Raw genomic sequence first — 25638 nt, 5'->3', positions numbered from 1 at the left:
AAGGAATAGAAATTCTGCCGTGCGCACCGGCATCACCAGCCTTATAGACGCTTTGGTCAGCGCCTCGTCGGTGCTGACCGTCGCAATTGTGTGCGCCGGCGCGGCAAGCGCCGACCCAAGCCAGCAGGATCAGTTTGTGGCGCTGCTCGAACAAGATCAGGTTCCCGTCGTCGATAACTTGCCTGCTCTGGTCGCCCGGGCTCATAAAATCTGCGGCGAACTCGACGGCGGCGCCTCGGTGTACACCGTGGTAGACGAAGAGATGAACTTCATGTTCGACGATAATCCTGCTTTCCGCCAAGAGTCCGGTCGAGTTCATCGAACCGCGATCAGATTCATCGCCGTATCAGCGGAAGTCTATTGCCCGCGCCATCTCACCGATCCGTATGTCAGCGACGACGTCGGCTTTTCCAGCGTTGGTCCGGCGTCAGGGACGCGTCACCAGACGTAGACGGGATACGTTGTGCGGCAAGGGAACCCCGGTGCACATCTTCGAGAAGCACCAGGCGTACCCGACTGAGCGCAAGTGATAAGTAATGGAAGGCAGAGTGGAAGCAGGCTCAGTTCCGCGTCGTCGCGGACCAAGTTCCGGGCGCGAACTCTCGCCAACACATCCGCCGCGATCTCATCGGGCGGTCGACTCATAGTCGCTGGGATCCATAGGTTTGTCATCGCAGCCGCGTGCGGAGCCGAGGTCAAGTCGCCCAGGGGCCCACGCCGGCGACCTTTTCGACTGTGATGTGAGTCAGATACCCGGGAGGTGCGTCGGGCGGCGGAAATCCGGTGCCGGGGCCGAAGATGGTCGTGGCGATCTCGTCGAGCAGTTCGGGAGCACCGCCTTCCTCGACATTGGCGATGCCCTTGATCGACAGATAAGGAGTCTGCGGCCCGCTGCGGTCGGTGGACACAATGGTCACCGCCACGCGGGAATCGCGGCGGATGTTACGGATCTTTTGATGCTCCTGCAGATGAGCGGTGACCAGCTCATCACCGCCGTCGGCCGTTCTCTGCACCGTCACCCAGACCAAGCTGATTTGCGGGCTGCCGTCGCGATTGATCGTGACCAGCGTTGCAGGATTGGAACCAATGAGCCGGCGTGCGGTGTCGTCGAGTTTGATGTTCACTGCGTTTCCTTCTCCGTCGTGTTTTCGCGCATTTCACGCATCTACGTATATGACGAAGAAGGTCTGCTTGGTCCGACAGACCTTCGCCGAAGACGCGCCCCCCTCGCGGAGAGAGTGAGGACGCCGTTTCTCAGCCGACGGCAGCTTCCGAGCTAGGAGGTGCGCCGGTTCGCCTGGACGCGCGGGGCCGGCGCTGGAATCTCGCGACCAAGATAACGACTTTGCAAACGACTGATGTGCGCCTCGGCTTCGTTGATGTCTCGCCGTAGCGCCGCCGCACCTCGCTGCGCGTTGTGCTTTTCCAGCCGCGTCATTCGACTCACCATTTCGGCTCGCACGTTGTTCAAGGCGTGAATCAGCGCCTCGGCTTGAGCGAAATCGCGGTCACCGATCATGCGCGCGGCTCCTCCAGCGAAGTAATACAAGCCCCCGACGACCGGCCGGGTGGGGCTCGGCAGCTGCTGGCTAACTGCTGAAGGCGGGCAACCCCATACGCAACATCTGGGCGGTCTCCGCGGCAGTTTGGATACCCAGCGAATCGCTTTTCACTCGCTCCTACAAGGTCCGCGTACGCGAAGTGACGAGTTTGAAGATCCACAGCAGTAGCACCGCGCCGACCAGGGCTCCCAGGAATGCGTGCTTGATCGGTGGGTGGATATCGAACTGGTGCGGGGGGAAAACGACGCTACCCAGCGTGCCGCCGACGTAGGCGCCGACGATGCCGAGCGCTGCGGTTGCGATCCAACCCATGGGCTGCCGGCCTGGCACGACAGCTCGCGCAATCAGGCCGACAACGAGACCGAGAACGATCATCAAAATGATGTGTAGGACCACGACGAGTCTCCTTCAAATAGCGACGACGGTCAGGGTCCGTCAGACGCCCCGGCTGACGGCAATCTCGGATACCGCTTCAGCCGGATTTCAAACCTGACGTCGACGGGGACTCCGCGAGATGGAGGTTATCGACCAAAGCCCGGTCTAGGCGTGCGGGCGACGTTGCTCGGATTGGCGTGCCCCTCTACGCCTACAGCGAACGACATGCGGGTACACAACGCCATGAGCACACCAGCCGAAGGCGCGGACAGCGCAGAGGACGACGTACGCCGCACCGAAGAGGTCATCCAACAAGGAGCTGAACAAGACCAGGAGTTGCCGACGGAAACCAAGCCCGCCGGACCGCTCCCGGACTTCAATACCTGATGTAATACCCGTCTGGGTTTATCAGGCGCGTGTTACGGCGACTCGGCCCCTGTCATAGCGCCGAGAGCATCGCCGCGGGTCTCCGTCGTCGACCGCGAGGTGCCGCTCTGTTGTGACGATCGAGCAGTGCCCGAGCAGCGTCTGGACGCCCATGGTCGGTGCGCGATGCGTTTCGGGGAAACGATTGAGTTCCAGCGCAATGACATTGACCGTCGGCCGAGTTGATCCGCCTTGGGCAGACAGCGGTGCGGACCAGCCGGCGTTTCGCGAGCCTTCCTTTACTGGGGGTGGTCGGTGTCAGGTGGAAGTCCAGGCACGTCGGCCAAGCAGGCGCATGCCGTTGAGTCCGACAACGACAGTGGATCCCTCGTGTCCAGCGACGCCGAGCGGTAACGGTAAGTGTCCCAGTAAATCCCAAAGCACGAGTCCGGTGATGAAGGTGGTCGCAATGGCTAGGTTGGCGATCACGATGCGGCGCGCACGGCGCGATAAGGTGATCACTGCTGGAAGGGTGGCCAGGTCGTCACGGACGATGACGGCGTCGGCGGTCTCAAGGGCCAGATCGGATCCGGCGCGGCCCATCGCAATGCCAGTGTGTGCGGCGGCAAGGGCAGGGGCGTCGTTGACGCCGTCCCCGACGAGAAGAACACGCTGTCCGGTGTCTTCAAGGTCACGGACGGCGGTGACTTTGTCCTGCGGCAGTAGCCCGGCGCGCACGTCGGTGATTCCGATCTGGGCGGCGAGCGCGGTTGCGGCGCGGGCGTTGTCGCCAGTTAGCAGGGCCGGCGCGATACCGGTCAGTGTGGTCAATTCGGCGACGGTGTCAGCGGCCCCGGGGCGAAGTTGGTCGGCCAGTGCGAGGACGCCGACTGGGACACCGTCGGCGACGACGATGACCACGGTTTTGCCGGCGGCTTCCAAGTCGGCCACCGCCTCGCTAATTACGGTCGGATTGCCGACGTCGGACAGTAGATGCCGTGGGCTGCCGACTTGGACGGTACGACCGTCGATGGTTGCACGGACACCGCGTCCGGGCGTAGAGCCGAAATCCTGGGCCACCGGCAGGCGCAGACCGCGTTCGGCGGCGGCGGCCACGATCGCTCGCGCCAGCGGGTGTTCGCTGGGGTGTTCGGCAGCTGCAGCCCAGGCAAGGATGGTGTCGGCGGCGCAGCGCATCTCTTCGAGCGCCGCAACATCGGTCAGTCGGGGTGTGCCCTCGGTGAGGGTGCCGGTCTTGTCGAAGGCGACGGCGGTGATCGAGCCGAGTTGTTCCATCACAACCGCCGATTTGACCAACACGCCGTTACGTCCGGCGGTGGCCATCGCGGCCAGCAGCGGTGGCATGGTCGCCAGCACCACCGCGCATGGCGAGGCGACAATCATGAACGTCATCGCCCGCAGCAGCGCCGGTTGCAACGCTGCGCCCGAGGCCAGGGGGATGAAGAACACCGCCAAAGTGGCGGCCACAACGCCGATCGAGTAGTACTGCTCGACCTTTTCGATGAACAATTGGGCCTTCGCCTTGGTGGCCGAGGCTTCCTCCACCATCGTCACGATGCGCGCAATGACGGTGTCTGCGGCAGCGCGGTCGACCCGAATCCGCAGTGTCCCAGTGCCGTTCAAAGTCCCGGCGAACACTTCATCTCCGAGGTTTTTGGCGACTGGTAGCGGTTCACCGCTAATGGAAGCCTGATCCACGTCGCTGGCCCCGGAGATTACCTGCCCGTCGCCGCTAATCCGCTCACCGGGGCGCACCACGATCACGTCCCCGACCGACAGCGTGGCCGCATCGACCACGGTCTCGTCTGCGGGTTCGTTGACGACGGTGGCGCTCTCCGGGGCGAGATCAAGCAGGCTGCGCACTGAGTCGGCGGTGCGTTGCGTCAGAAACGCTTCCAGCGCACCTGATGTGGCGAATATGACGATCAAGAGTCCGCCGTCGAGGACCTGGCCGATCGCGGCCGCCCCGATTGCAGCGACGATCATCAACAGATCGACATCTAAGGATTTTTCACGCAACGCCTGCAGGCCGGCGAGCGCGGGTTCCCAGCCGCCGGTGACATAGCAAGCCAGATACAGCGCCCACCACACCGACACCGGAGCTCCGCCGAACTGGGCGGCCAAACCCAGCACGAACAGGACTGTCGCCACAGATGCCCACCGGACCTCGGGCAACGCGAAAGGCCTTGTCCGGGTTCGTGGTTGGCGATCGGGGGCAACGGCGGCGCGGGAGCGGTCCAAGACCGGACGCGACATAGCGGACTCCAGTTGGGCAAGACGGCAGGACACCGCCACCATACAGGAAAGTATGAACACGTCTTCATAAGCTCATTAGGTATGATGCCTGCATGGGTCACGGCATCGAGGGGAGAAACACTCCGCCTGCACAACTCGACGCGGATTCCGCGGCATCGGTCGCGGCCACGCTACAGGCGCTGGCGACACCGAGCAGGCTGCGGATCCTGACCCGGCTTCGTCACGGCGCATGCTCGGTCAACGACCTCTCCGCAGCTGTGGAAATGGAGCAGTCCGCGGTCTCCCACCAGCTACGCCTACTACGTGCCATGGGGTTGGTCACCGGAGCTCGCAACGGGCGCAGCGTGATCTACGCGCTCTATGACAACCACGTCGCGATGCTCCTCGACGAAGCCGTGTACCACATCGAACACCTTGGGCTTGGCGTCCCCGACGAACCCTCGGCCACCGCCTGAAGGTGGAGGGGTAACGGCTGCTTCCCTGGTGATGAAAATGAAGGACGCTCGGATCGATACCGGCCTCCAAGCCAGAATTCCCCGCCCGCTGCAATGCGCGAACGTCGCCTAGTTTGGGCGCGAATCACGCTGGCCACTTCCCCCGGACCACCGGCTAGAACGGCGTCGTCAAGGTGCGCGCCCCGCGTTCGGTTGTTCGGCGACATCGTTGTTGTACAAGCACCCCGTGAACTTGGGAAACCTGCTGCCGCGGCGCGCGTTTCGCAGCCAGAAGAATATTCGGTTTTTCGTCGAGGGGAGATATACCCAGCGGGGGGAGTGTTTCTGGCCGCCCTGTTCACGCGAGGAGACCCGCCCCCTGCGGGACTCTCCCGTAGACCGCGGCGGGCTCATGCGCTGCATTGGCACGAGCTTGGCACGCGGTTCGTGTAGCTAGACTAGATACAGCCTTTTAGCTGCTAGAACGTGGTGCGCGATACTGGGATTGAACCAGTGACCTCTTCCGTGTCAGGGAAGCGCTCTCCCGCTGAGCTAATCGCGCCGGGGAAACAAATCTGGAGGTGGAGACGGGAATCGAACCCGTGTGCACGGCTTTGCAGGCCGTTGCCTCACCACTCGGCCACTCCACCGCTGGATTGATGCCATGTGCACCTTCGAGCGGATGACGGGATTCGAACCCGCGACCCTCACCTTGGCAAGGTGATGCGCTACCAACTGCGCTACATCCGCGCGCAACGGACGAGATCGTCGCCCGGTGCGAAGCACGACGATAGTCCACCTGAGCGGAGCCGCACAAATTCCTTGACGGCAATGGCGCGCCGCTCGGTGAACTCAGACGGTACTTTCTGCCGGTAGCGTGACACGTGCTAATCTTCGTCCTCGTTCGCCTCTCGGCACCGGTCTCGTAGCTCAGTGGAAGAGCGCCCGCCTCACACGCGGGAGGTCGCTGGTTCGAACCCAGCCGGGACCACCCCTCATCTTCGCCCTTCGGCATTCCCGGACGATCGTGACCTGGTGCCGCCAATAGTTACGGCGCGCGGAATCACCGAAACGTAGGGTTGGCGCTAATGGACTGCGACCAAACGACAAGCGCAATCATCGCAATCCTGCCGGGGTCGGCGGGTGAGCTCGATGACTAATCAGCTCAGCGAGCTGCAGGTAGCTCAAGACCAGATAGAGCAGCTTGTCCAAGCCATCGTCGAAATCGGTTCTGATCGCGAATTACACGGGACGCTGCACCGGATCGTCAAAGCAGCGATCGAGCTGACTGGGGCCCGTCTTGGCGCCCTGTCCGTTTCCGCGGCCGACGGCGGACTTTCCTCCTTCATCCACGCCGGTGTCGATGCAAATGTCACTCGGCTGTTCGGCACCCTGACGGTCGGCGAAGGTCTCCGCATTGACGACCTCGCTGCTCACTCGTTGGCGGTGAGCCCTGACGGCGGCGCAACACCGATGCGGGCAGTGCTCGCGATACCGATCAGAGTACGCAAAGCTGACTTCGGCTACCTCTATCTGGCCGACGACCAACCGGGACGCGTTTTCTCCGACTCCCAGGAGCGGGCCGTGCGGGCCCTGGTATCGGCGGCGGCTGTGGCGATCGACAACGCACGGCTTTTCGAGCAGGAACGCGAGACCGCCAAATGGACGCGGGCCAGTCGCGAGATCACGACCGCCCTGCTCTCGGGCGACCCTCAGACCGGACCGCTGCAGCTCATCGTGAACCGTGCGCTCGAACTGTCCGAAGCGGAACAGGCGATCTTGCTCGTGCCCATCGAATCCGACGTGATCGCCGACGACATCGACACTCTCGTCGTCGCGGCGACGGCGGGCCGCTATTCCACACAGGTGATCGGCCAACAGATTCCGATGGACGGTTCGACTACGGGTGGTGTTGCGCGGCGCGGTATTCCGTTGATCACCGATTCATTTCAATACCCGATCGAAGGCTTCACCGACGTGGGCGAGCGGTCGGCGATCGTCATGCCTCTGGTTGCCGATGACGCTGCGCTGGGCGTCATCGCCGTGGCGCGGAATCCGCAGCAGCCGTCGTTCGGCGGCGATTACCTGGACCTGGTCAGCGACTTCGCGCGGCATGCCGCGTTGGCCCTGGCGCTCGCAGCAGGTCGCGAACACGCTCTCAACAGGCAACTCGCCCAAGCCGATACCGTCGACGACGCGCTCGTCGTCGCGGCTGAAGAGCTGCGACGACTGTGGCGAGCTCGTCGCGTTCTCATCGTCACTTTCTCCGATAGTCGGCATGCCGCCGAAACATCCAGTGACGGAATAGATTTGATATCGGTGGGTGACGCCGTGCAGTGGGCGGAATTACCAACCGATCTCCAGCAGCGGCTGTTTTCGCTGCGCGACGGCGATCAGCTCAGGCCGTACGCACCGGAGCCGGGGACCGCGGGCATCGCACTCCAACATCCAGACGGTGTGCTCGTTGTGTGGATCGAACTCGCGGAGCAACGCGCATTCACTCTCGAGGATCAGACCTTGCTCACCATGCAAGCGGGTCGCCTCGGCCAGGCTCTGCACCGGGTGCATCAGGTCGACCAACAACGCGAAACGGCGTTGGCGCTGCAGCATGCGATCCTGGGGCCGGCTTATCTCCCACAGGGATTCGCGGTGCGTTACCAGGCAGCCAGCCGGCCGTTACAGGTAGGCGGCGACTGGTACGACGTTATCGATCTGGAAGACGGGCGTATCGGGTTGGTCGTCGGCGACTGTGTCGGACACGGCCTTGCCGCCGCCACCATCATGGGCCAACTGCGCAGTGCGTGCCGAGCGTTGCTGCTCGAACGTCCCAGTCCCCGTTTAGCTCTCGCGGGTTTGGACCGCTTCGCCACCCGCCTTCCGGGTGCTCGATGCACCACCGCCATCTGCGCGGTAATCAATTCGGAAACCGGTGAACTGGTGTATTCCAGTGCCGGGCATCCGCCCGCCATCATGATGCACCCGGACGGCAGCACGCAGGTCATCGAGGACGGTCGCACCATTCCGATAGGTGTGCGGCCCGACCGAAGCCGCCCCGAAGCTCGGATGACACTGCCGGCGCGCGCGGTCTTGCTGCTGTACACCGACGGTCTGGTCGAGCGTCGTCATAGCGGGTTGGACGACGGCATTGCCGAGGTCTGCATGCTCCTGCGCGAGGGTCGCAACGCCGAATTGGAGCATCTGGCAAGTCAGATCATGCAGCGGCTTGCGCCAAGCGACGGCTATCAGGATGACGTGGCATTACTGCTCTACCGCCATCCTGCACCACTCCAGATCGAGTTTCCGGCCGATGTCAATCGTCTGGCCGATGTCAGGAATACGTTGCGCGACTGGTTGATTGACGCCGATGTGAATTCCGACCAGACTCACGACGTGCTCATCGCCGCCGGCGAAGCCGTCAGCAACTCCATCGAGCACGGGCACCGTGACAGGCGAGGTGGGGTCATCACGTTGCGCGCAACTGCCAGCGCAGACCTAGTGCGGTTGAGCATCGTCGACTCCGGCTCGTGGAAGCCACCGCAGTCGGCCGACCAGCACCATCGCGGTCGGGGTATCAAACTCATGCAGGCACTCATGCAGGACGTCACGATTCATCCCGAAACCGACGGGACCACAGTGCATTTGACGGCCAGGATTGTCTGATGCCCACCTTGCTTACTCTCGATACCGCGCCGTCTGTCGACGGCAGACTCGTGTTGACCGCGACGGGAGAAATCGACCTGAGCAACGTCCAACAGTTCAGCGACGCGCTTAACACCGCCGTCGCGGGCAGTGACAGGACGTTGACCCTCGATCTCACTGGTGTGGATTACCTCGACAGTGCGGCCGTAAATGTGCTGTTTCCCTACGCCGAACGGCTCTGCGTCATCGCCCACCCCTTCTTGGTCCGCATTTTCGACATCAGCGGCTTCAGTGAATTGGCCACGGTAGGACCGTCGCCACCGTCGGCCGAGGTCTGAAAATTCGAGACGACCTTTCGCGTTTAGACGCGCCGCGCCCGGGTAGCACTGATGGGTCGTCACATCGCAGCGAGTGGGGAGGATTCTGCCGACTGGAACAATCGGATTCACCGACGTCAAGTCCGATGTTGGCTCACGGCAATACCATTCACAGAAGTCCGTGTAGGACGTCGAGGAGATCAACGCTGTATCAGGCGGCTTGGTCGGCGTATGGTTCGGTTCCGACGGGCCGACTGTGAGTCTGAGGGCGTCGGAATGGACAGCGAAAGGCAAAGGAGAACGGTGGCAAAGCACGGGTTTCTAGTAGGTATCGCGGCCGCGGCCACGGTCGTCGCAGGTCTGGCCGGCTGTTCGAGCAACAAGTCCAGCACCGGCGCAAGCAGTAGCGCTGGCTCCGCGGCACCGGTCGGCAACAAGGTCGTCATCGACGGCCAGGCTCAGAACGTCACCGGGCCCGTCAGCTGCACTCAGGTGAACGGCAATCTCAGCATTGGAATCGGTGACCCGTCGACGGGCATCGGCGCGGTGGTGACCAACGCTGACCCGCCGGTCGTTCAAGCGGTCGGGCTGGGCAACCTGACCGGCGCCACGCTGGGGTATTCGGCGGGGGCGCCTAATCAAGCGAACGCCCAAGCCATGAAGAGCGGTAACGCCTACACGATCAAGGGCACCGCGACCGGCGTCAATCAGGCGAATCCGGACCAGCCGATCTCCAAGCCGTTCGAGATCGACGTGACGTGCCCCTAGGGTGCCGTCGCCATCGACGCAACAAGCAGATGTGGTTGCACTTCAAGCTCGGAAGGAACCGACAGATATGTATGTGAAGCGGGTGGCAGGCGCGGCCTTCGCGGCAGCACTCGGCGTGTCAGGACTGACGGTCGGCGCGGGGTTCTCCAACGCCGTCCCACTCAAGACAGATCCGGCCTGCATCCACTGCGGATCGGTGGCTGATGCGCCAGGACCTGGAGGTCCCGGCGGCCCAGGTGGTCCTGGCCCAGGTGGTCCTGGACCTGGTGGTCCTGGGCCTGGTGGCCCGGGTGGTCCTGGTGGTCCCGGTCCTGGTGGTCCCGGGCCTGGTGGCCCGGGTGGACCCGGAGGACCGGGTGGCCCGGGTGGCCCAGGTGGACCGGGTGGGTCTCATGGGCCCGGCGGCCCTGGAGGACCGGGTGGTCCGGGTAGTCCCGGTGGACCTGGTGGTCCTGGACCGAATGGACCCAGCGGACCGGGTGGGTCTCATGGGCCTGGTGGTCCCGGCGGCCCCGGACCGAATGGTCCCGGTGGACCTGGTGGTCCTGGACCGAATGGTCCTGGTGGACCTGGTGGACCCGGTGGTCCTGGAGCGAATGGACCCGGCGGACCTGGCGGGCCGAATGGCCCCGGTGGCCCGGCTGGTGCCAACGGACCTGCTGGCCCGGGCGGACCCGGTGGCCCCAATGGCCCCGGCGGTCCGGAGCACGGTGGACCTGGTGGTCCCGGTGGACCGGAGCACGGTGGACCGGAGCACGGTGGAACGGAGCACGGTGGACCGGGCGGTCCCGGTGGACCGCCACCGCCGCCATATGTGCAACGCGGCCACTACGACCGCGGCGGCCCGCAGTGGGGTGGTCCGCGGGACGCACCGCACGGCTTCAGCGCCCCGGGTTACGGTGCACCCCCGCCTCCGCCCCCGAACGGATTCGGGTGGCATGATGGGCCTCCTCCCGGAGCGCCGCCGCCCAACTGGGATGGTCCGCCGCCTCCCGGTGGTTGGAACGGACCGCCTCCTCCCGGAGGCTGGAACCAACACTGGGACGGACCGGCCCACGACATCGGTTGGGGGCAGACAAACTATGGCGCGTTCAACTACAACGGGTACAACGCCACACCGCTCTTCAACCCGGTGTTCGGCGGCTGGGGTTTCTGGTTCTTCGGTACCTGGATCCCGCTGTACTGACCTGAGTCGGGCGTAACCCGGCTGACCTCCCGTCTTCCACGCGACTGCGACGAAGGCGGGAGGTCAGCCGTCTGCGCTGTCGGCCACGGTGTGGCGCCACGCGGCCGGAAAAGAATGCGTCCGTCCCAATTCCGTTGCAAGATGTGCGGCGTGGCTATGTACCAAGGCAGAGCGCTCGCGGACATCAATCTCACCGGACATCCGTTGGGCGAGGCACTCGAAATCTTTATCACCCGACGCGATCCGTCCCTGGAGAACGTTCAGATCAGGCGAGCAACTCCAACGGGCGACGTCGAGACCCGGGTACAGCCCCACAAGCGGTGGTACGAGGTCGTCTTCGAGGTCGACGACAACCCCGACGACGAGGAAGACGAGGACCCCGACACCTTCGAGGCCCGAAAGAAGGCCGAAGCCAAAGCCCGGGCGGCGGAAAAGGCACGGGTGAAGGATTGGCGCCCCGGACGTAGTCAGGGAGCCTTCCCGACCAGTGAGGTCTGGCCGGAAGCCAATCAGTGACGCGAAGCGGTCTCCATCGCCGATGATGTGAGGCGGCAGACGAGAGGAGCGCCGCGATGGCTGACGTGTCGGTGATCGATCGAGCTCGCGGGATGCGCGACCTGGTCCGCGCTGAGGCCGCCGAATCCGAACGATTGCGCACTTTGTCGCCGGTCATCGTCGACGGGATGTGGGCGTGCGGCCTGATGCCGGCGTTCAACCCGAAAGCGGCCGGAGGTGTTGAGCCGTCTTTTCGGGACATGATCGATACCTGGATCGAGATGGCCTGGCAAGACGGCTCTTTCGGCTGGATCGGCATTGCGAACCTGCCGTCGACATTCGCGGCCGCGACGTATCTTCCCGACGATGGCTTCGCCGAGATGTTCACCGCGAACGACAACCACATCACCATCGGCGGCCAGTACTTTCCAAACGGCCAGGGCTCGGCGGTCGACGGCGGGTACCGGCTGAGCGGCACGTGGAGTTTCGGCTCCGGCACCGGACACTCGGCATACATCGGTGCGGGGTTCTTCCCGATGGACGACGGCGAGATGCGGTGGGTCAGTGAAGGCATCCCGGATATGCGGGTGGCCTTTCTGCCGCGTGACGAGGTGACCTTCGCCGACGGTTGGCATGTCCAGGGGCTCAAGGGAACCGGCTCCTACGACTACACCGTCGCTGACGTCTTCGTGCCGGAGTGCCGAACCATCCCACTGTTCACCCGTGAGCCGGCGCGGGGTAATTCCGCGGCGAGTCGGATGGGTCTGATGCCCGTCACCGCCGCCGGTCACGCGTCGTTCGCGCTGGGCGTCGCCAAGAGCATGCTCGACGACGTCGAAGAGCTGGCCGCCACAAAAGTGCGGATGAGCGACATGGCCACGCTGGCCAGCCGGCAAACCTTCCAGAAGGGACTGGCGCATCACGTCGCGGCCTGGCGGGCGGCCCGACTGCTGGTGCTCGACGCGTTCGCAGTGGCCGAGGCGGCCGTCGAATCCGGTGACGACCTGACACCCCGGTTGCGTGCCGACATGAGGGTGGCGGCGGTCTATGCCACTGACACCGCGCGGGCGGTCGCGGAATGGGCACACCTGGTGGCCGGCACCACCGCGATCAGAGAGGGCAGCCGACTCGAGCGTGCCTTCCGCGACATCTACACCGGCACCCAGCACGCGTTCATCAGCGAGAAGGTGGCCATGGACGTCGCGCAGATCTGGCTCGGTATCGTCGACGACCAGTTCGGACTCTGACTGCGCCGCAATTGATTCCGAGAGGACAGCCATGGTGAACGCTGATCGGGCCCGCTCCCGGACGTTCGTGGTGACCGGCGCCGCATCCGGCATCGGTCTGGCCACAGCGCAACGTCTGCTGGCCGAAGGCGGCACCGTCGTCGGCGCCGACCTGGCCGCGCCTCCTGACCTCGGCCCCGGCTTCCATTGCGTGACGGCCGACATCACCGACGAATCGGCGATCGCGGCGGTGCTGGCTGCCGTACCGGACCGACTCGACGGCATCGTCCACGCCGCGGGTGTCGCCGGCGGAGGTCCGGTCCATCTGCTTGATCGCGCCGAATGGGAACGGGTGATCGCGATCAATCTCACCGGCACCTTCGTCGTCGCCAAGGCGGCACTGGCCCGCATGATCGAACAACCCCGCGTCGACGGCGAACGGGGCTCGATCGTGACGTTGGCCAGCGTGGAGGGGTTGGAGGGCACCGCGGGCGGCAGCGTGTACAACGCGTCCAAGGGCGGGGTTGTGTTGCTGACCAAGAACATCGCCTTGGATTACGGACCCAGCGGTATCCGGGCCAACGCGATCTGCCCCGGCTTCATCGAAACACCTTTGACCGTAGGCGTATTCGGGCTGCCGGGGATGGAAGGTCCACGAGCCTCGGTCACCCAAGAGCACGCTTTACAGCGGATGGGCCGATCCGAGGAAGTCGCCGCGATGGCGGCATTCCTGGTGTCGCCGGACGCGTCGTTTGTCAGTGGACAAGCCATCGCGGTTGACGGCGGCTACACCGCCGGCCGCGATCACGGAGTGGTTCAGCTGTTCGGTCTTCCGACCTGACGCGTCGAATTCGCTTCGCTGAGAAGCGGATTAGTCGATGGGAATGAAGGCGGACAACGCAGCGTCCACGCTGGTATCCACGGGCAGCAGTTCGCTCAACCCGCACGCCCGGACGATCCGCGCGACGACCGGTTGGTTGCTCACCAGTCGCACTTCGACGCCGCGGTCCCGGGATACCTCGGACGCCTCGGCGAGAGCCGCGTACGCGCAGCATCCGATGAAGTCGAGACCGCTGAGGTCGATCACGAGCGGACCGGGAGGGCCCGCCGCGGCAGTTGCTTCGCTCAACAGGCGCCGCCAGGTGGCGTCGTTGGACGCATCCAGTTCACCGCCGGCGCTGACGATCACGGCGAGGCCGCTGCGCTCGGTGGTCGCTCGCAGAGTGCTTCGCGCTCGAGAAAGTTCTGAGATAAGACGGCTGCTCAGCATCAGCGGGTGGAAAGTCGAATCGGCGATAGCGAAAGTGCTCATAGTGTTCCTGATCCACGGGCGGCTGGCGCCTCGATATGGATGCCTGCCCTAGAAGCTTAAGACTGACGTCGTTAGCAGATGTAAACATTTATAACAGAAAGGTATCGGCCGTGTCCATGTGAGACCGCCTGAGAATTGGTTGAGAAAGGCGGAAAACTGTGGGCTTATGGACGAACTCTGGCGGCAGTGTCGAGCCGTCGTCGACGTCGGAATTGTGGGCTCGATGAAAACTGAAAGTATGCTCAGACATGGTATTTCATCTGGTTGAACGAGGTCGGGTCAGTCGCTGTATCAAGTGGTGACCGCAGTGAGCTGAGTCGGTCGATGGTCGGCAATCCCTGAAACTCATGGGCCACAATTGCTGCCGGATTTTTGTCCGATTTTGCAAAATGCGAAGAATTGTTTGCTAGGAAGGCGCGGTCAATTTCCTGGTGCCGCCGGCCACGTCTATCGGGCAGCCGGCCCAGACTCGTCGACGGGTTCGGCTTCGAGGTCGGCGATCGCGCGGGATGTCCGCTCGCGCAGCACTATTGCGGCGGTCACCCCGCCCACCACGGCAACGAGCAACGCGATCCAGGAGAACCGCGTCAACCACCGCTCGGCGGCCATGCCCGCGTAGTACACCAAAGCCGTCGTGCCGCCCGCCCAGCACAGGGCGCCGCAGACGTTTGCGAGCAGGAATCGGGCGTAACGCATCTTCAGTGCACCGGCCAGCGGCCCGGCGAAGATCCGCAGCAGCGCGACGAACCGGCCGAAGAACACCGCCCGGGCCCCCCAGCGGTCGAACAGCCGCTCGGCGTACCTGACGTGGCCGGGACCGAAATGATTCGGGAAACGACGTCCCAGCCGGTCAAACAGTGGCAAGCCCAGGCGGCGGCCGACGGCGTAGCCGGTCGAATCGCCGATCACCGCCCCGATCACCGCGGCGACACCCACTCCGATGGGGTTGACCGCGAGCTCGTGCCGCGAGGACAGCAACGCGGCGCTGACCAGAACGATCTCGCCGGGCAGGGGGATGCCCAGGCTCTCCAGACCAACGACGGCGCCGACCATGCCGTACACGGCAAGCGGGGGGACCGACTGCAAGAGGGCATCCACCGTCATGCGTAAAGGATGCCCGACCCGTCGTCAGGTGGCGGCGGCGACCAGCCGCCAACCGGCTTTCTCGGGGTCGCATCGGCGGTACGTTCGAATTGGGGCCTGAGGCCGACGACACGGGAGGCGCGGCATGTTTCGCCTTCGCGGATCGATGACATGAGCCCCGCGGCAGCGGTGGCCGTCGCGGTCGTCTTTGTCTGGCTGGGCATGGTGTTGGCTATCTCGTTCCTGGAGGCGCCACTGAAATTCCGTGCACCCAACGTCACGCTGCTGATCGGCCTCGGTATCGGCCGGCTGGTCTTTCGCGCGCTGAACACCGTCGAAGTCCTGCTTGCGATCGTCGTCTTGGCGGCCGTCATCGCGAGCCCGCCACCGGCTCGCGTGATCACACCCCTGGCAGTTGCATGTGGCGCGTTGGCCGTGCAGATCGTGGGAGTGCGGCCCAGCCTGGTTCGCCGTGCAGACCAGGTGCTCGCCGGCCTGGATGCGCCGCGCTCGCGAGGCCACTACATCTACTTAGGTCTCGAGGCGATCAAGGTGTTCGCCTTGGCCGTGGGCGGTGTTCTTCTACTATCCAGCTGAGACAACCGGCCGACGGAAGGATATTGATGCAAACCGTTTCGCTGACCAGCCTGGCCGCCGAAAAGCTGGCAGAGGCGCAACAGGCGCACAGTGGTCGGGCCTCCCACACACTGCATGGGGGGCACACCCACGAACTGCGGCAGACCGTGATGGCCTTAGTTGCCGGGCATGAGCTCTCCGAACACGACAGCCCCGGACAGGCGTCACTGCAGGTCTTGCAAGGACATGTGCACCTCACTGCCGGTGACGATATGTGGGACGGCAAAACGGGCGATTACGTCGTAATCCCACCGCAACGGCACTCCCTGCAGGCAGTCGACGATTCGGTGGTCATGCTGACTGTTTTCAAGAGCCTCCCTTCCGCGTAATCAGATGCTGTCGACGCCGTGGTCCCGGGAAATGGGCTTGCGGGTGCCGATCGTCAACGCGCCGATGGGCGGCGTTGCCGGCGGACGGTTGGCCGCCGCGGTGAGCGCTGCCGGCGGTCTGGGGATGGTCGGCATGGGCACCGCCGGGTCGACGTCGGCGCTGCACGCCGAACTGCCGCATGTGACTCAGACCTTCGGAATTGGCTTGGTGGACTGGGTGATGCGCAAAGAAGCGGGACTCTTCGAGGCTGCGTTGGCCGCGCAGCCGGTGCTGATATCGGTCAGCTTCGGCACCGACCTGTCCTGGGTGAGCCGTGTTCACGATGCCGGAATCGCTGCCGCCACACAGGTTTACAACAGTGACGAGGCCCGCCGAGCGCAAGACGCCGGCATTGACGTGATGGTGGCTCGCGGCTGCGAAGGCGGCGGCCACGGGGACGCGACCATCGGCACACTGCCGCTGCTGGACGTGGTGCTGGACGCCGTGTCGGTGCCGGTGCTGGCCGCCGGCGGAATCGCATCGGCGCGCAGCCTCGCCGCGGTGCTGGCCGCCGGGGCCAGCGGAGCCTGGCTGGGCACCTGCCTGTCCGCGTCAGTGGAGGCCCTGACCACCGACGCCGGACGCCACGCGCTGGTGGCGGCCGGCGAAACCGACACCACCAGCACCCGGGTGTACGACATCGTCCGTCGTCTGCCGTGGGCAGAGCGGTTTCCGTCGCGCGTATTGCGTAACGACTTCGTCGCGCGCTGGACCGGGCATGAGGATGCCTTGGCCGACGACGCCGACGCGCAAGCCGAATTCGCCTCGGCGATCGCTGCCGACGATTGTCGAATCGCGGCGGTCGACGCGGGCCAGGGTGTCGGGATGGTGACCGATGTGTCGCCGGTGGCCGAGGTCATCGACCGCCTGTGCACCGGCGCGCACGACCTCCTCACCGGCTGGGGTCAGCGAGTCGGCGACGACTAGTTGCGTACTCCGACAGATATACCGGGGTCAGACCGCCCGGACGTAGCGCTTGTTCATCACCCGCTGCATCAGCGAGGTGAACGGTCCGCCGGCTTTGCTCCACCACGTTGCCGGCCGGGAGAACGCCGAGACTTCCGCGAACACCGCGGATGTGACGGGATCATGGCGCACCACGAATCGCTCCTCACCGGACTCGGGATGACCCGGCAGCGTGCCGTAGGCGAAGCCGCGCACATGCGGCTCGTCGACGACGTAGACCACCCGGCACGGCGCTTTGAGAAAACCGACTTTCACCACGACCACCGTGCCGGCGGTGATGAGCTCGCTGCTGGGCTGAACCTTCAAACCGGACCCCCGCTGCATGCCCCACTGCATGATCCGTTCGGCAGCTTCTTCGAAGCGCAGTTGCCCCATGCCGATGTGAGCTGAGTAGCCCATGTGCTTGTAGCCCGGTGGAAACGGCCCAGCGGTCGCTCCGACTTCCGGATACGTGTACGGCAACTGGGCGATGGTGTGCAAATCCACCGGTCCAGCTTGCCACGGGGGCGTGGCCGGTTTTTCCCGGCTCGCGTACCGTCGGCGATGTGACTACCCAGGCTCCCGCTCAAGCGTCCGGAACGTTCACCCTCGGTGGGGATCTCACCATCAACCGACTTGGCTACGGCGCGATGCGTCTGACCGGCAAGGGGATTTGGGGCCCTCCCGCCGACCGCGCCGATGCAGTGCAGGTGCTGCGCCGCGCGGCGGAACTCGGCGTCAACTTCATCGACACCGCAAACTCCTACGGCCCCTACGTCGCCGAGGAGATCATCCGCGAGGCGCTGCATCCCTACGACGGGCTGGTCATTGCCACCAAAGCTGGGCTGCTGCGCACCGGACCCGATGTCTGGGTTCCGCTGGGCTTTCCCGCCTACCTGCGCCAGGAAGCCGAGCTGAGCCTGCGGCGGCTCGGCGTCGACACCATCGACCTGTTCCAGCTGCATCGCATCGACGACAAGTTTCCGCTGGAGGACCAGATCGGAGAGCTGGTCAAGCTGCAGGAGGAAGGCAAGATTCGGCACATCGGTTTGTCGGAGGTCGACGTCGACCAGCTGCACGCGGCGCAAAAGATCGCCGAGATTGTCTCGGTGCAGAACCTGTACAACCTGACGACCCGCAAGGCCGAAGCACTCGTCGACGAAGTGACCAGGCAGGGGATCGGTTTCATCCCGTGGTTCCCGCTGGCCTCCGGTCCGCTGGCCGCTCCCGACGGACCGCTGGCGAAGCTCGGCGCCGAGCACGGTCACGCGAGTCCGTCGCAGCTGGCACTGGCCTGGTTGCTGAAACGATCGCCGGTGATCCTGCCGATCCCGGGGACCTCGAGCGTGGCGCATTTGGAGCAGAACGTTGCCGCCGCCGAGATCGAGCTCAGCGACGACGAGTTCGAGAAGCTCAGCGCGCTGGGCGAGCAACAGAACGACTAGCCTCCGGCCGACACGAGCCGCCGGGCCATACGGTGTTCTCGTGACCGGCGAACATGCACGACATCCGGGCGGCGGATTCAACCCGCCCGAACCGACAATCAGGGGCGGGCCAGACTACGGCCGATTCATCGACGCTGTCCGCCGGTTGCAGGACCACGCGCGCGCCGCGGACGCGCCCGACGAGGTGATCACCGAGGCTGCCGACTTACTGGACACGGTGTCGACGCTGCTCACTCCGTTCGACAGCGACGAGTGGTCCTCGCCGTCGGGTCGGCGGATGGATCTGCCGGTGCGCGGCAACATCTTGACCGTGCCGATGTCGGCGTACAAAACCGAGGACGGTCGCATCCAGGGCTGGGCCCGGTTCGCCCGCTTTCACCTGGGCCGCAACGGCGCGGTTCACGGCGGCTCGGTCGGCATGCTGTTCGACACCGTGTTGGGGTTGACGTCATCAGTGCTCACCGGCGGGCCGCGGCAACGCACCGCCTACCTTCACATCAACTACCGCCAGATCGTGCCGATCGAGAAGAAGCTGGACATCGACGCCGCCGTCGACCGGGTCGAGGGCCGCAAGATCTTCGTGGCTGGCCGGTTGAGCGACGGGGACACCGTACTGGCCGACGCCGAGGCGTTGTTCGTCCTCCTGAAACCGGACCAGCCTTAAGGCTGCAACCGTCGGGCGACAAACGCCCCGATAGCATGGTCGGGTCCGTTTGAACACCTGAAAGTCACGGAGACCGCGTCGATGACCGCCCTCGCACACCCCGCGCCAGCAGCCCCGATCCGGGTCGCTGCCGGCACGACTGCGGCGGCCGCGGTCCGCGAAGCCGGACTGCCGGGGCGGGGCGCTGCCGACGCGATCGTGGTGGTGCGCGATGCAGACGGTGCACTGCGCGACCTGAGCTGGATTCCCGACACCGACACCGACGTCATCCCGGTGGCAGCGGACACCGACGACGGACGCAGCGTGATCCGGCACTCGGCCGCGCACGTGCTGGCCCAGGCGGTGCAGGATCTGTTCCCGCACGCCAAGCTCGGCATCGGGCCGCCGATCACCGACGGCTTCTACTACGACTTCGACGTCGAGGCGCCGTTCACACCCGAGGATCTGGACAAGCTGGAAAAGCGGATGCGCCAGATCGTGAAAGAGGGGCAGCTTTTCGACCGGCGGGTCTACGAGTCCAAGGACCAGGCCCGTGGCGAATTGGCCGGTGAGCCCTACAAACTCGAACTCGTTGACGACAAGTCCGTAGGAACCGAGAACATGGCCGAAATCATGGAGGTCGGCGGCGATGAACTCACCGCTTACGACAACCTGAATCCGCGTACCCGCGAACGGGTTTGGGGCGACTTGTGTCGCGGCCCGCACATCCCCACCACCAAGCACATCCCCGCGTTCAAGCTCACTCGCAGCTCGGCCGCCTACTGGCGGGGCGATCAGAACAACGCCAGCCTGCAACGCATCTACGGGACGGCGTGGGAATCACAGGAGGCGCTCGACCGCCACCTGGAGTTGCTGGAAGAAGCCCAGCGTCGCGACCACCGCAAGCTGGGCGTCGAACTGGACCTGTTCAGCTTTCCCGACGAAATCGGTTCGGGCTTAGCGGTTTTCCACCCGAAGGGCGGCATCATCCGTCGGGAGCTGGAGGAGTACTCGCGGCGCAAACACGAACAGGCGGGCTACGAGTTCGTCAACACCCCGCACATCACCAAGGAGCAGTTGTACGTCACGTCGGGCCACCTCGAGTGGTACGCCGACGGCATGTATCCGCCGATGCATCTCGACGCGGAATTCAACGAAGACGGCACGGTGCGCAAACCCGGCCAAGACTACTACCTCAAGCCGATGAACTGCCCCATGCACCATCTGATCTACCGGTCGCGGGGACGGTCGTACCGCGAACTACCGTTGCGACTCTTCGAATTCGGTAGCGTCTACCGCTACGAGAAGTCCGGTGTGATCCACGGTCTGACCCGGGTGCGCGGCATGACCCAGGACGACGCGCACATCTACTGCACCCGCGAGCAGATGCGCGACGAGCTGACCTCGGTACTGCGGTTCGTGCTCGACCTGTTGGCCGACTACGGGCTCAACGACTACTACCTGGAGCTGTCCACCAAGGACCCCGATAAATACGTGGGCTCCGACGAGGTGTGGGACGAGGCCACCGAGATTCTGCGCGAAGTCGGTGAGGCCTCCGGCCTGCAACTCGTGCCGGACCCCGGCGGCGCGGCGTTTTACGGGCCGAAGATCTCGGTTCAGGTCAAAGACGCACTGGGGCGTAGTTGGCAGATGTCGACGTTGCAGGTCGACTTCAACATGCCGGATCGCTTCGAGCTGGAGTACACCGCCGCTGACGGTTCGCGGCAGCGCCCGGTGCTGATCCACCGGGCTTTGTTCGGGTCGATCGAGCGGTTCTTCGGCATCCTCACCGAGCACTACGCCGGCGCCTTCCCAGCCTGGCTGGCGCCGGTCCAGGTGGTCGGGATTCCGGTCGCCGACGGTCACGTGCCTTATTTGGAAGACGTTGCCACGCAGCTGAAGTCGCAGGGCATCCGTGTCGACGTGGACGCCAGCGACGACCGGATGGCCAAGAAGATCGTCAACCACACCAACCAGCGGGTGCCATTTATGTTGCTGGCCGGCGATCGCGACGTCGAAGCCGGCGCGGTCAGTTTCCGTTTCGGTGATCGCACGCAGATCAACGGTGTTCCCCGCGACGAGGCCGTTGCCGTCATCAAGCAGTGGATCGCCGATCGTGAAAACGACTTTCCCACTGCCGATTTCGTCAAAGTGAGCACGCGTGGCTGAGGACGATTCACTCGTCGACAGGGGCGCCGGCGAGGCCGACCACCTCCAGCGCCTGTGGACGCCCTACCGGATGAGCTACCTGGCCGAGGGTCCGCTCAAGCAGGACAACGGCAATAAGGAGCAGCCGTTCACCGACATCCCGCAACTGTCCGACGAGGACGGGCTGGTGGTGGCGCGCGGTGAGTTGGTCTACGCGGTGCTGAACCTCTATCCGTACAACCCCGGCCACCTGATGGTGGTGCCGTATCGCCGGCTATCCGAACTCGAGGATCTGACCGAGCCGGAGAGCGGCGAGCTGATGGCCTTCATCCAGAAGGCAATTCGCGTCATCAAGAACGTGTCGCGGCCACACGGATTCAACGTCGGGGTCAACCTGGGCCACTCGGCGGGCGGCTCGCTGGCCGAGCACCTGCACGTGCATGTGGTCCCGCGGTGGGGCGGCGACGCCAACTTCATCACGATCATCGGCGACTCCAAGGTGATCCCGCAGTTGCTGCGCGACACCCGTCGCCTGCTGGCCACCGAGTGGGCCCGGCAATCATGAGCAAACTTTTATCCCGCGAGGGCGTAGCGCGCGTCACCACGCCGGTGGCCCGGGCGTTCCTGCGCGCGGGCTTCACCGCCGACGGCGTGACGATAGTCGCCACCGCGGCTGCGGTGCTGGCGGCGCTGACGCTGTTTCCGACCGGCCGGTTGTTCGCCGGGGCCGTGGTGATCTGTTTCTTCGTGATGTTCGACATGGTCGACGGGGCGATGGCGCGAGAGAGTGGCGGCGGCACGCGCTTTGGCGCCGTGCTGGATGCCACCTGCGATCGCATCAGCGACGGCGCGGTGTTCTGCGGGCTGGCGTGGTGGGCGACGTTCGGCCTCGAAAGCCGGCCGTTAGTGGTGGCGAGCTTGATCTGCCTGGTGACCTCTCAGGTGATTTCCTACATCAAGGCCCGCGCCGAAGCCAGTGGGCTGCGCGGCGATGGCGGCTTCATCGAGCGACCGGAACGGTTGATCATCGTGCTGGCCGGTGTGGGCCTGTCCGACTTGCCGATCTTCCCGTTGCCGTGGGCGTTGCCGGTGGCATTGTGGTTTCTGGCCGCGGCCAGCATGGTCACCTGTGCTCAGCGGCTGCACACCGTGCGGCACTCGACCGGCGCGGCGACCCCGCTGCCGCCGCCAGGCACGCCGGGACAGGCCGACTCGTGATCGTCCCGGCCGGCCTGAAACTGACTGGTCTCAGCGATCTTTCGCTCGGGAGTCGTTTAGCCGATTGGGGATATGCGGCCGGTTGGCTGACGGTGCGCGCCATACCGGAATTCGCGGCCCGCAATGTCTTCGATGCGGGAGCGTTGTATGCGTCGCGCAGCGGGGGACCGGACCAACTTCGCAAGAATCTCGCTCGCGTCACCGGCGTCGCGCCGAAAGACGTGCCCGCCGGCCTGATGCGAGCGTCGCTGGCCTCGTACGCGCGGTACTGGCGCGAGGCGTTTCGGCTGCCGTCGATGGATCACTCCGCAATCGGCCGGCAAATGGCCGAAACAGCGGTGGGACAAGAACATCTCGTTGCCGCGTTGGCTGCTGGCCGAGGCGTAGTGATGGCCCTGCCGCACAGCGGCAACTGGGATCTGGCCGGGGTGTGGATGGTGCAGAACTACGGCCGGTTCACCACTGTCGCTGAGCGGCTCAAACCCGAGTCGCTGTATCTGCGATTCGTCGAGTACCGGGAAAGCCTTGGCTTCGAGGTGATTCCGCTGTCGGGCGGAGAACAGCCACCGTTCCCGTTGCTCAGCGAGCGGCTAAAAGACAACAAAGTGGTCTGCTTGATGGCCGAGCGTGACCTCAGCCGGACCGGCGTTCAGGTTGACTTCTTCGGTGCGGCGACCCAGATGCCGGCCGGTCCGGCGAAGCTCGCGATCGACACCGGGGCGGCATTGCTGCCGACACACAGCTGGTACGACGGCGACATCTGTCGCGTCGACATCGATCCGGCGGTGGATTGCAGCAGCGGCGACGTCGGTGTCGTCACCCAGGCACTGGCCGACGTCTTCGCCCATAACATCGCCGCGCATCCCGCCGACTGGCACATGCTTCAGCCGCAGTGGTTAACGGATCTGTCCCAGGAACGCCAGGACCGATTGGGGGTTCAGCGGGGGGGAGCGGAGCCACCCGGGGATCAAGGGCAAGCCTGATGCGGATCGGGATGGTGTGCCCGTATTCATTCGACGTGCCGGGCGGTGTGCAGTCGCACGTGCTGCAGCTGGCGGAGGTGATGCGGGACCGCGGCCAAGACGTCAGCGTGCTGGCGCCCGCCTCACCGCACGTGGAGTTACCCGAGTACGTGGTCTCGGCCGGCCGGGCCCTGCCGATTCCCTACAACGGTTCGGTGGCCCGCATCCAGGTGAGCCCGACCGTGCACGGCAAGGTCCGGCGCTGGCTGACCGAGGGCGACTTCGACGTGCTGCATCTGCACGAACCCAATGCGCCCAGCTTGTCGATGTGGGCGCTGCGGATCGCCGAGGGACCCATCGTGGCCACGTTTCACACCTCGACCACCAAATCGCTGACACTCTCGGTAGTTCAGGGTCTGCTGCGGCCCATGCAGGAGAAGATCGTCGGCCGCATCGCAGTGTCCGACTTGGCCCGGCGCTGGCAGATGGAGGCGCTGGGATCTGACGCGGTGGAGATACCCAACGGCGTCGACGTGGACGCGATGGCCTCGGCGCCGCTGCTGGACGGGTATCCCCGGCCGGCCAAGACGGTGCTGTTTCTGGGCCGCTACGACGAACCCCGCAAAGGCATGGCGGTGCTGATCGAAGCGCTACCCAGCCTGATCGAGCGGTTTCCGGGACTGCAGGTGCTGATCGTCGGCCGCGGCGACGAAGACGAATTGCGCGACAAGGTGGGCGGTCTGGCCGGCCATCTGCGATTCCTCGGTCTGGTGGACGATGCCGCCAAGGCGTCCGCGATGCGCAGCGCCGACGTCTACTGTGCACCGCATCTCGGCGGGGAAAGCTTCGGCATCGTGCTCGTCGAGGCGATGGCGGCCGGCACCCCGGTGGTGGCCAGCGATCTGCATGCCTTCCGGCAGGTGCTGCGCGACGGAGAGGCCGGACGCCTGGTGCAGGTGGACGACAGCGCTGCGCTCGCCGAAGGTCTGATCGCGGTGCTCGACGACAAGTCGCTGGCCGACCGCTACGCCGCGGCAGGCACTGTGGCGGTGCAACGCTACGACTGGTCGGTGGTGGCCAACCAGATCATGCGGGTCTACGAGACGGTCGCCGTGCGCGGCAGCAAGGTCCAGGTGGCGAGCTGATGTGGTGGACAATTGGGCTGGTCGCGGCCTCGGTCTTGTTGGTAGCCGTGCTACTTGCGTTAGTTGCGTGGGGATTTCGCACGGCAAACCGGCTGGACCGACTGCACGTGCGCTACGACCTGTCCTGGCAGGCTCTCGACGCGGCGCTAGCCCGCCGGGCCGTGGTGGCCCGCGCGGTTGCGGCGAACGCGTTCGGCGGGCATTCGGACGCTGCGGCCCGGGAGTTGGTGGTGCGTGCCGACGCCGCCGAGAGTGCTGCGCGCGCGGCTCGTGAACGCTGCGAGAACGAGTTGGCGGCCGCGCTGGCGATGATCGAACCAGCCTCGGTGCCGACCGGTGTGATCGCGGAGCTGGCCGATGCCGAGGCGCGCGTGGTGCTGGCCCGCCGATTCCACAACGACGCGGTCCGTGACACGCTCTCGCTCCGCGAGCGACGTTTGGTCCGGTTGTTCCGGTTGGCCGGAACAGCCAAGCTGCCAAGCTATTTCGAGATTGCCGAGCGCTCGCATGCGCTCCGCCATGCCGATCATCCGGCCGTTGGCCGGCGAACCTCGGCGAGGGTGGTGCTACTCGATGAGACCGGCGCGGTGTTGCTGTTGTGCGGGTCCGACCCCGCGGCGCCCGACCAGGTCGGCGCGGGGGCGCCGCGGTGGTGGTTCACCGTGGGCGGTCAGGTCGGCGAGGGGGAGTTGCTCGGCCAGGCAGCCGCGCGCGAGCTGGCCGAGGAGACCGGTCTGCAGGTCGACGCGGCCGATCTGATCGGGCCTGTCTGGCGGCGTGATGCGGTATTCGATTTCAACGGCGCAGAGATCGACAGCGAGGAGTTCTTCTTCGTCCACCGCACCCGGCGCTTCGAGCCGTCGACTGTAGGCCGCACCGAGCTGGAGAGCCGCTACATCCACGGCCACCGATGGTGCGCGCCCGCCGATATCAACGAGCTGGCCGACGCGGGGGAGACGGTGTATCCGCTTCAGCTCTCCGAGTTGCTCGCCGAGGCGGCAGTGCTGGCCGGAGCGCCGGAGCGACCGCGGCAGCTGCAGTCCATCCGCTGATATTCGCAAGGCTCGCGGTGAGAGCGAAGTCACAC

At 65.1% G+C, this 25638-nt stretch carries 28 protein-coding genes and 4 tRNA genes; 22 read left to right on the top strand and 10 right to left on the bottom strand.

Annotated elements, in window-relative coordinates:
- The first annotated feature begins 19 nt into the window (after nt 1–19).
- Nucleotides 20–451 carry a DUF732 domain-containing protein gene (locus tag ACQY5A_RS10535; RefSeq protein WP_428340297.1) on the top strand — a complete coding sequence of 144 codons (432 nt, stop codon included), beginning with the start codon at nt 20–22 and terminating at the stop codon, nt 449–451.
- A gap of 244 nt (nt 452–695) precedes the next feature.
- Here the strand turns inward: ACQY5A_RS10535 and ACQY5A_RS10530 are convergent, their stop codons facing one another.
- From ACQY5A_RS10530 to ACQY5A_RS10520, 3 genes are all read right to left on the bottom strand, one after another.
- Complete coding sequence (locus tag ACQY5A_RS10530) at nt 696–1124, bottom strand: TIGR03618 family F420-dependent PPOX class oxidoreductase (protein ID WP_428340296.1); 429 nt, start codon at nt 1122–1124, stop codon at nt 696–698.
- Between the two features lie 152 nt (nt 1125–1276).
- Nucleotides 1277–1519, bottom strand: coding sequence for a hypothetical protein (locus ACQY5A_RS10525; protein ID WP_428340295.1), 243 nt, complete (start codon nt 1517–1519; stop codon nt 1277–1279).
- A gap of 160 nt (nt 1520–1679) precedes the next feature.
- A complete protein-coding gene (locus tag ACQY5A_RS10520; RefSeq protein ID WP_428340294.1) occupies nt 1680–1958 on the bottom strand; it encodes a GlsB/YeaQ/YmgE family stress response membrane protein in 279 nt (92 codons plus the stop codon).
- 222 nt (nt 1959–2180) lie between these two features.
- Between ACQY5A_RS10520 and ACQY5A_RS10515 the strand changes: the two genes are divergently transcribed.
- On the top strand, nt 2181–2324 hold the full coding sequence (locus tag ACQY5A_RS10515; RefSeq protein ID WP_428340293.1) for a hypothetical protein: 144 nt from the start codon (nt 2181–2183) through the stop codon (nt 2322–2324).
- Between the two features lie 297 nt (nt 2325–2621).
- On the opposite strand, the gene ACQY5A_RS10510 is transcribed toward ACQY5A_RS10515, so the two are convergent.
- Nucleotides 2622–4580, bottom strand: a complete 1959-nt coding sequence (locus ACQY5A_RS10510; protein WP_428340292.1) for a heavy metal translocating P-type ATPase — start codon at nt 4578–4580, stop codon at nt 2622–2624.
- Between the two features lie 92 nt (nt 4581–4672).
- Here ACQY5A_RS10510 and ACQY5A_RS10505 point away from each other — a divergent pair, with 92 nt between their 5' ends.
- The gene (locus ACQY5A_RS10505) at nt 4673–5035 is read left to right on the top strand and encodes an ArsR/SmtB family transcription factor (RefSeq protein ID WP_428340291.1); all 363 of its coding nucleotides are present in this window, start codon (nt 4673–4675) and stop codon (nt 5033–5035) included.
- A gap of 466 nt (nt 5036–5501) precedes the next feature.
- On the opposite strand, the gene ACQY5A_RS10500 is transcribed toward ACQY5A_RS10505, so the two are convergent.
- The 3 genes from ACQY5A_RS10500 to ACQY5A_RS10490 all read right to left on the bottom strand — a co-directional run bounded on the left by ACQY5A_RS10500 (nt 5502) and on the right by ACQY5A_RS10490 (nt 5764).
- Nucleotides 5502–5576: transfer RNA gene (locus tag ACQY5A_RS10500), tRNA-Val, on the bottom strand.
- A gap of 14 nt (nt 5577–5590) precedes the next feature.
- Nucleotides 5591–5664, bottom strand: a tRNA-Cys gene (locus ACQY5A_RS10495).
- 27 nt (nt 5665–5691) lie between these two features.
- Nucleotides 5692–5764, bottom strand: a tRNA-Gly gene (locus ACQY5A_RS10490).
- Nucleotides 5765–5933: 169 nt separating this feature from the next.
- Between ACQY5A_RS10490 and ACQY5A_RS10485 the strand changes: the two genes are divergently transcribed.
- From ACQY5A_RS10485 to ACQY5A_RS10450, 8 genes are all read left to right on the top strand, one after another.
- Nucleotides 5934–6005 (top strand) — tRNA-Val (locus tag ACQY5A_RS10485).
- 161 nt (nt 6006–6166) lie between these two features.
- Nucleotides 6167–8674: a SpoIIE family protein phosphatase gene (locus ACQY5A_RS10480; RefSeq protein ID WP_428340290.1), complete on the top strand. Its 2508-nt coding sequence runs from the start codon at nt 6167–6169 to the stop codon at nt 8672–8674.
- Complete coding sequence (locus ACQY5A_RS10475) at nt 8674–8991, top strand: STAS domain-containing protein (protein WP_428340289.1); 318 nt, start codon at nt 8674–8676, stop codon at nt 8989–8991. The genes ACQY5A_RS10480 and ACQY5A_RS10475 overlap by 1 nt, the downstream gene beginning before the upstream one ends.
- A 282-nt stretch (nt 8992–9273) precedes the next feature.
- On the top strand, nt 9274–9738 hold the full coding sequence (locus ACQY5A_RS10470) for a lipoprotein LpqH (RefSeq protein ID WP_428340288.1): 465 nt from the start codon (nt 9274–9276) through the stop codon (nt 9736–9738).
- Nucleotides 9739–9805: 67 nt separating this feature from the next.
- On the top strand, nt 9806–10924 hold the full coding sequence (locus ACQY5A_RS10465; RefSeq protein ID WP_428340287.1) for an MAP_0585 family protein: 1119 nt from the start codon (nt 9806–9808) through the stop codon (nt 10922–10924).
- A 150-nt stretch (nt 10925–11074) separates the two neighbouring features.
- A complete protein-coding gene (locus ACQY5A_RS10460; RefSeq protein WP_428340286.1) occupies nt 11075–11440 on the top strand; it encodes a hypothetical protein in 366 nt (121 codons plus the stop codon).
- 56 nt (nt 11441–11496) lie between these two features.
- Nucleotides 11497–12666: an acyl-CoA dehydrogenase family protein gene (locus tag ACQY5A_RS10455; protein ID WP_428340285.1), complete on the top strand. Its 1170-nt coding sequence runs from the start codon at nt 11497–11499 to the stop codon at nt 12664–12666.
- A 31-nt stretch (nt 12667–12697) separates the two neighbouring features.
- Entirely contained in the window at nt 12698–13486 is a 789-nt protein-coding gene (locus ACQY5A_RS10450) for an SDR family NAD(P)-dependent oxidoreductase (protein ID WP_428340284.1), read from the top strand.
- 30 nt (nt 13487–13516) lie between these two features.
- On the opposite strand, the gene ACQY5A_RS10445 is transcribed toward ACQY5A_RS10450, so the two are convergent.
- Entirely contained in the window at nt 13517–13957 is a 441-nt protein-coding gene (locus ACQY5A_RS10445) for an anti-sigma factor antagonist (RefSeq protein WP_428340283.1), read from the bottom strand.
- Between the two features lie 447 nt (nt 13958–14404).
- Nucleotides 14405–15061: a DedA family protein gene (locus ACQY5A_RS10440; RefSeq protein WP_428340282.1), complete on the bottom strand. Its 657-nt coding sequence runs from the start codon at nt 15059–15061 to the stop codon at nt 14405–14407.
- A 150-nt stretch (nt 15062–15211) separates the two neighbouring features.
- Between ACQY5A_RS10440 and ACQY5A_RS10435 the strand changes: the two genes are divergently transcribed.
- The 3 genes from ACQY5A_RS10435 to ACQY5A_RS10425 are packed head-to-tail and all read left to right on the top strand — an operon-like array spanning nt 15212 to nt 16972.
- Nucleotides 15212–15637, top strand: a complete 426-nt coding sequence (locus tag ACQY5A_RS10435; protein ID WP_428340281.1) for a hypothetical protein — start codon at nt 15212–15214, stop codon at nt 15635–15637.
- Between the two features lie 26 nt (nt 15638–15663).
- Complete coding sequence (locus tag ACQY5A_RS10430) at nt 15664–16005, top strand: cupin domain-containing protein (protein WP_428340280.1); 342 nt, start codon at nt 15664–15666, stop codon at nt 16003–16005.
- Nucleotides 16006–16009: 4 nt separating this feature from the next.
- Nucleotides 16010–16972 (top strand): NAD(P)H-dependent flavin oxidoreductase, encoded by a 963-nt coding sequence (locus tag ACQY5A_RS10425; protein ID WP_428340279.1) that lies wholly within the window; start codon nt 16010–16012, stop codon nt 16970–16972.
- Between the two features lie 27 nt (nt 16973–16999).
- Here the strand turns inward: ACQY5A_RS10425 and ACQY5A_RS10420 are convergent, their stop codons facing one another.
- The gene (locus ACQY5A_RS10420; RefSeq protein WP_428340278.1) at nt 17000–17497 is read right to left on the bottom strand and encodes a DUF1990 family protein; all 498 of its coding nucleotides are present in this window, start codon (nt 17495–17497) and stop codon (nt 17000–17002) included.
- A gap of 59 nt (nt 17498–17556) precedes the next feature.
- Between ACQY5A_RS10420 and ACQY5A_RS10415 the strand changes: the two genes are divergently transcribed.
- The 8 genes from ACQY5A_RS10415 to ACQY5A_RS10380 all read left to right on the top strand — a co-directional run bounded on the left by ACQY5A_RS10415 (nt 17557) and on the right by ACQY5A_RS10380 (nt 25603).
- Entirely contained in the window at nt 17557–18435 is an 879-nt protein-coding gene (locus ACQY5A_RS10415) for an aldo/keto reductase (RefSeq protein WP_428340277.1), read from the top strand.
- Between the two features lie 40 nt (nt 18436–18475).
- Nucleotides 18476–19099, top strand: coding sequence for a PaaI family thioesterase (locus tag ACQY5A_RS10410; protein WP_428340276.1), 624 nt, complete (start codon nt 18476–18478; stop codon nt 19097–19099).
- An 81-nt stretch (nt 19100–19180) separates the two neighbouring features.
- Nucleotides 19181–21247 (top strand): threonine--tRNA ligase, encoded by a 2067-nt coding sequence (gene thrS, locus ACQY5A_RS10405; protein ID WP_428340275.1) that lies wholly within the window; start codon nt 19181–19183, stop codon nt 21245–21247.
- A complete protein-coding gene (locus tag ACQY5A_RS10400; RefSeq protein ID WP_428340274.1) occupies nt 21240–21791 on the top strand; it encodes an HIT family protein in 552 nt (183 codons plus the stop codon). Before thrS ends, ACQY5A_RS10400 begins: the two co-directional genes overlap by 8 nt.
- Nucleotides 21788–22444 carry a phosphatidylinositol phosphate synthase gene (pgsA, locus tag ACQY5A_RS10395; protein ID WP_428340273.1) on the top strand — a complete coding sequence of 219 codons (657 nt, stop codon included), beginning with the start codon at nt 21788–21790 and terminating at the stop codon, nt 22442–22444. The genes ACQY5A_RS10400 and pgsA overlap by 4 nt, the downstream gene beginning before the upstream one ends.
- Complete coding sequence (locus ACQY5A_RS10390) at nt 22444–23427, top strand: phosphatidylinositol mannoside acyltransferase (RefSeq protein ID WP_428340480.1); 984 nt, start codon at nt 22444–22446, stop codon at nt 23425–23427. Before pgsA ends, ACQY5A_RS10390 begins: the two co-directional genes overlap by 1 nt.
- Nucleotides 23427–24551, top strand: a complete 1125-nt coding sequence (locus tag ACQY5A_RS10385; RefSeq protein ID WP_428340272.1) for a glycosyltransferase family 4 protein — start codon at nt 23427–23429, stop codon at nt 24549–24551. The genes ACQY5A_RS10390 and ACQY5A_RS10385 overlap by 1 nt, the downstream gene beginning before the upstream one ends.
- Complete coding sequence (locus ACQY5A_RS10380; protein WP_428340271.1) at nt 24551–25603, top strand: NUDIX hydrolase; 1053 nt, start codon at nt 24551–24553, stop codon at nt 25601–25603. Before ACQY5A_RS10385 ends, ACQY5A_RS10380 begins: the two co-directional genes overlap by 1 nt.
- Nucleotides 25604–25638: the final 35 nt, after the last annotated feature.

The sequence above is a fragment of the Mycobacterium sp. genome, from assembly GCF_965277065.1.
Taxonomy (GTDB): domain Bacteria; phylum Actinomycetota; class Actinomycetes; order Mycobacteriales; family Mycobacteriaceae; genus Mycobacterium.
This window is presented reverse-complemented; position numbering and strand designations above follow the sequence as displayed.

What these genes read in the sequence shown, in the direction of transcription:
- ACQY5A_RS10525 (WP_428340295.1), bottom strand. Translation starts at nt 1,519, where the DNA reads ATGATCGGTGACCGCGATTTCGCTCAAGCCGAGGCGCTGATTCACGCC.
- ACQY5A_RS10515 (WP_428340293.1), top strand. Translation starts at nt 2,181, where the DNA reads ATGAGCACACCAGCCGAAGGCGCGGACAGCGCAGAGGACGACGTACGC.
- ACQY5A_RS10510 (WP_428340292.1), bottom strand. Translation starts at nt 4,580, where the DNA reads ATGTCGCGTCCGGTCTTGGACCGCTCCCGCGCCGCCGTTGCCCCCGAT.
- ACQY5A_RS10505 (WP_428340291.1), top strand. Translation starts at nt 4,673, where the DNA reads ATGGGTCACGGCATCGAGGGGAGAAACACTCCGCCTGCACAACTCGAC.
- ACQY5A_RS10480 (WP_428340290.1), top strand. Translation starts at nt 6,167, where the DNA reads ATGACTAATCAGCTCAGCGAGCTGCAGGTAGCTCAAGACCAGATAGAG.
- ACQY5A_RS10475 (WP_428340289.1), top strand. Translation starts at nt 8,674, where the DNA reads ATGCCCACCTTGCTTACTCTCGATACCGCGCCGTCTGTCGACGGCAGA.
- ACQY5A_RS10465 (WP_428340287.1), top strand. Translation starts at nt 9,806, where the DNA reads ATGTATGTGAAGCGGGTGGCAGGCGCGGCCTTCGCGGCAGCACTCGGC.
- ACQY5A_RS10455 (WP_428340285.1), top strand. Translation starts at nt 11,497, where the DNA reads ATGGCTGACGTGTCGGTGATCGATCGAGCTCGCGGGATGCGCGACCTG.
- ACQY5A_RS10450 (WP_428340284.1), top strand. Translation starts at nt 12,698, where the DNA reads ATGGTGAACGCTGATCGGGCCCGCTCCCGGACGTTCGTGGTGACCGGC.
- ACQY5A_RS10445 (WP_428340283.1), bottom strand. Translation starts at nt 13,957, where the DNA reads ATGAGCACTTTCGCTATCGCCGATTCGACTTTCCACCCGCTGATGCTG.
- ACQY5A_RS10440 (WP_428340282.1), bottom strand. Translation starts at nt 15,061, where the DNA reads ATGACGGTGGATGCCCTCTTGCAGTCGGTCCCCCCGCTTGCCGTGTAC.
- ACQY5A_RS10435 (WP_428340281.1), top strand. Translation starts at nt 15,212, where the DNA reads ATGAGCCCCGCGGCAGCGGTGGCCGTCGCGGTCGTCTTTGTCTGGCTG.
- ACQY5A_RS10430 (WP_428340280.1), top strand. Translation starts at nt 15,664, where the DNA reads ATGCAAACCGTTTCGCTGACCAGCCTGGCCGCCGAAAAGCTGGCAGAG.
- ACQY5A_RS10425 (WP_428340279.1), top strand. Translation starts at nt 16,010, where the DNA reads ATGCTGTCGACGCCGTGGTCCCGGGAAATGGGCTTGCGGGTGCCGATC.
- thrS (WP_428340275.1), top strand. Translation starts at nt 19,181, where the DNA reads ATGACCGCCCTCGCACACCCCGCGCCAGCAGCCCCGATCCGGGTCGCT.
- pgsA (WP_428340273.1), top strand. Translation starts at nt 21,788, where the DNA reads ATGAGCAAACTTTTATCCCGCGAGGGCGTAGCGCGCGTCACCACGCCG.
- ACQY5A_RS10385 (WP_428340272.1), top strand. Translation starts at nt 23,427, where the DNA reads ATGCGGATCGGGATGGTGTGCCCGTATTCATTCGACGTGCCGGGCGGT.
- ACQY5A_RS10380 (WP_428340271.1), top strand. Translation starts at nt 24,551, where the DNA reads ATGTGGTGGACAATTGGGCTGGTCGCGGCCTCGGTCTTGTTGGTAGCC.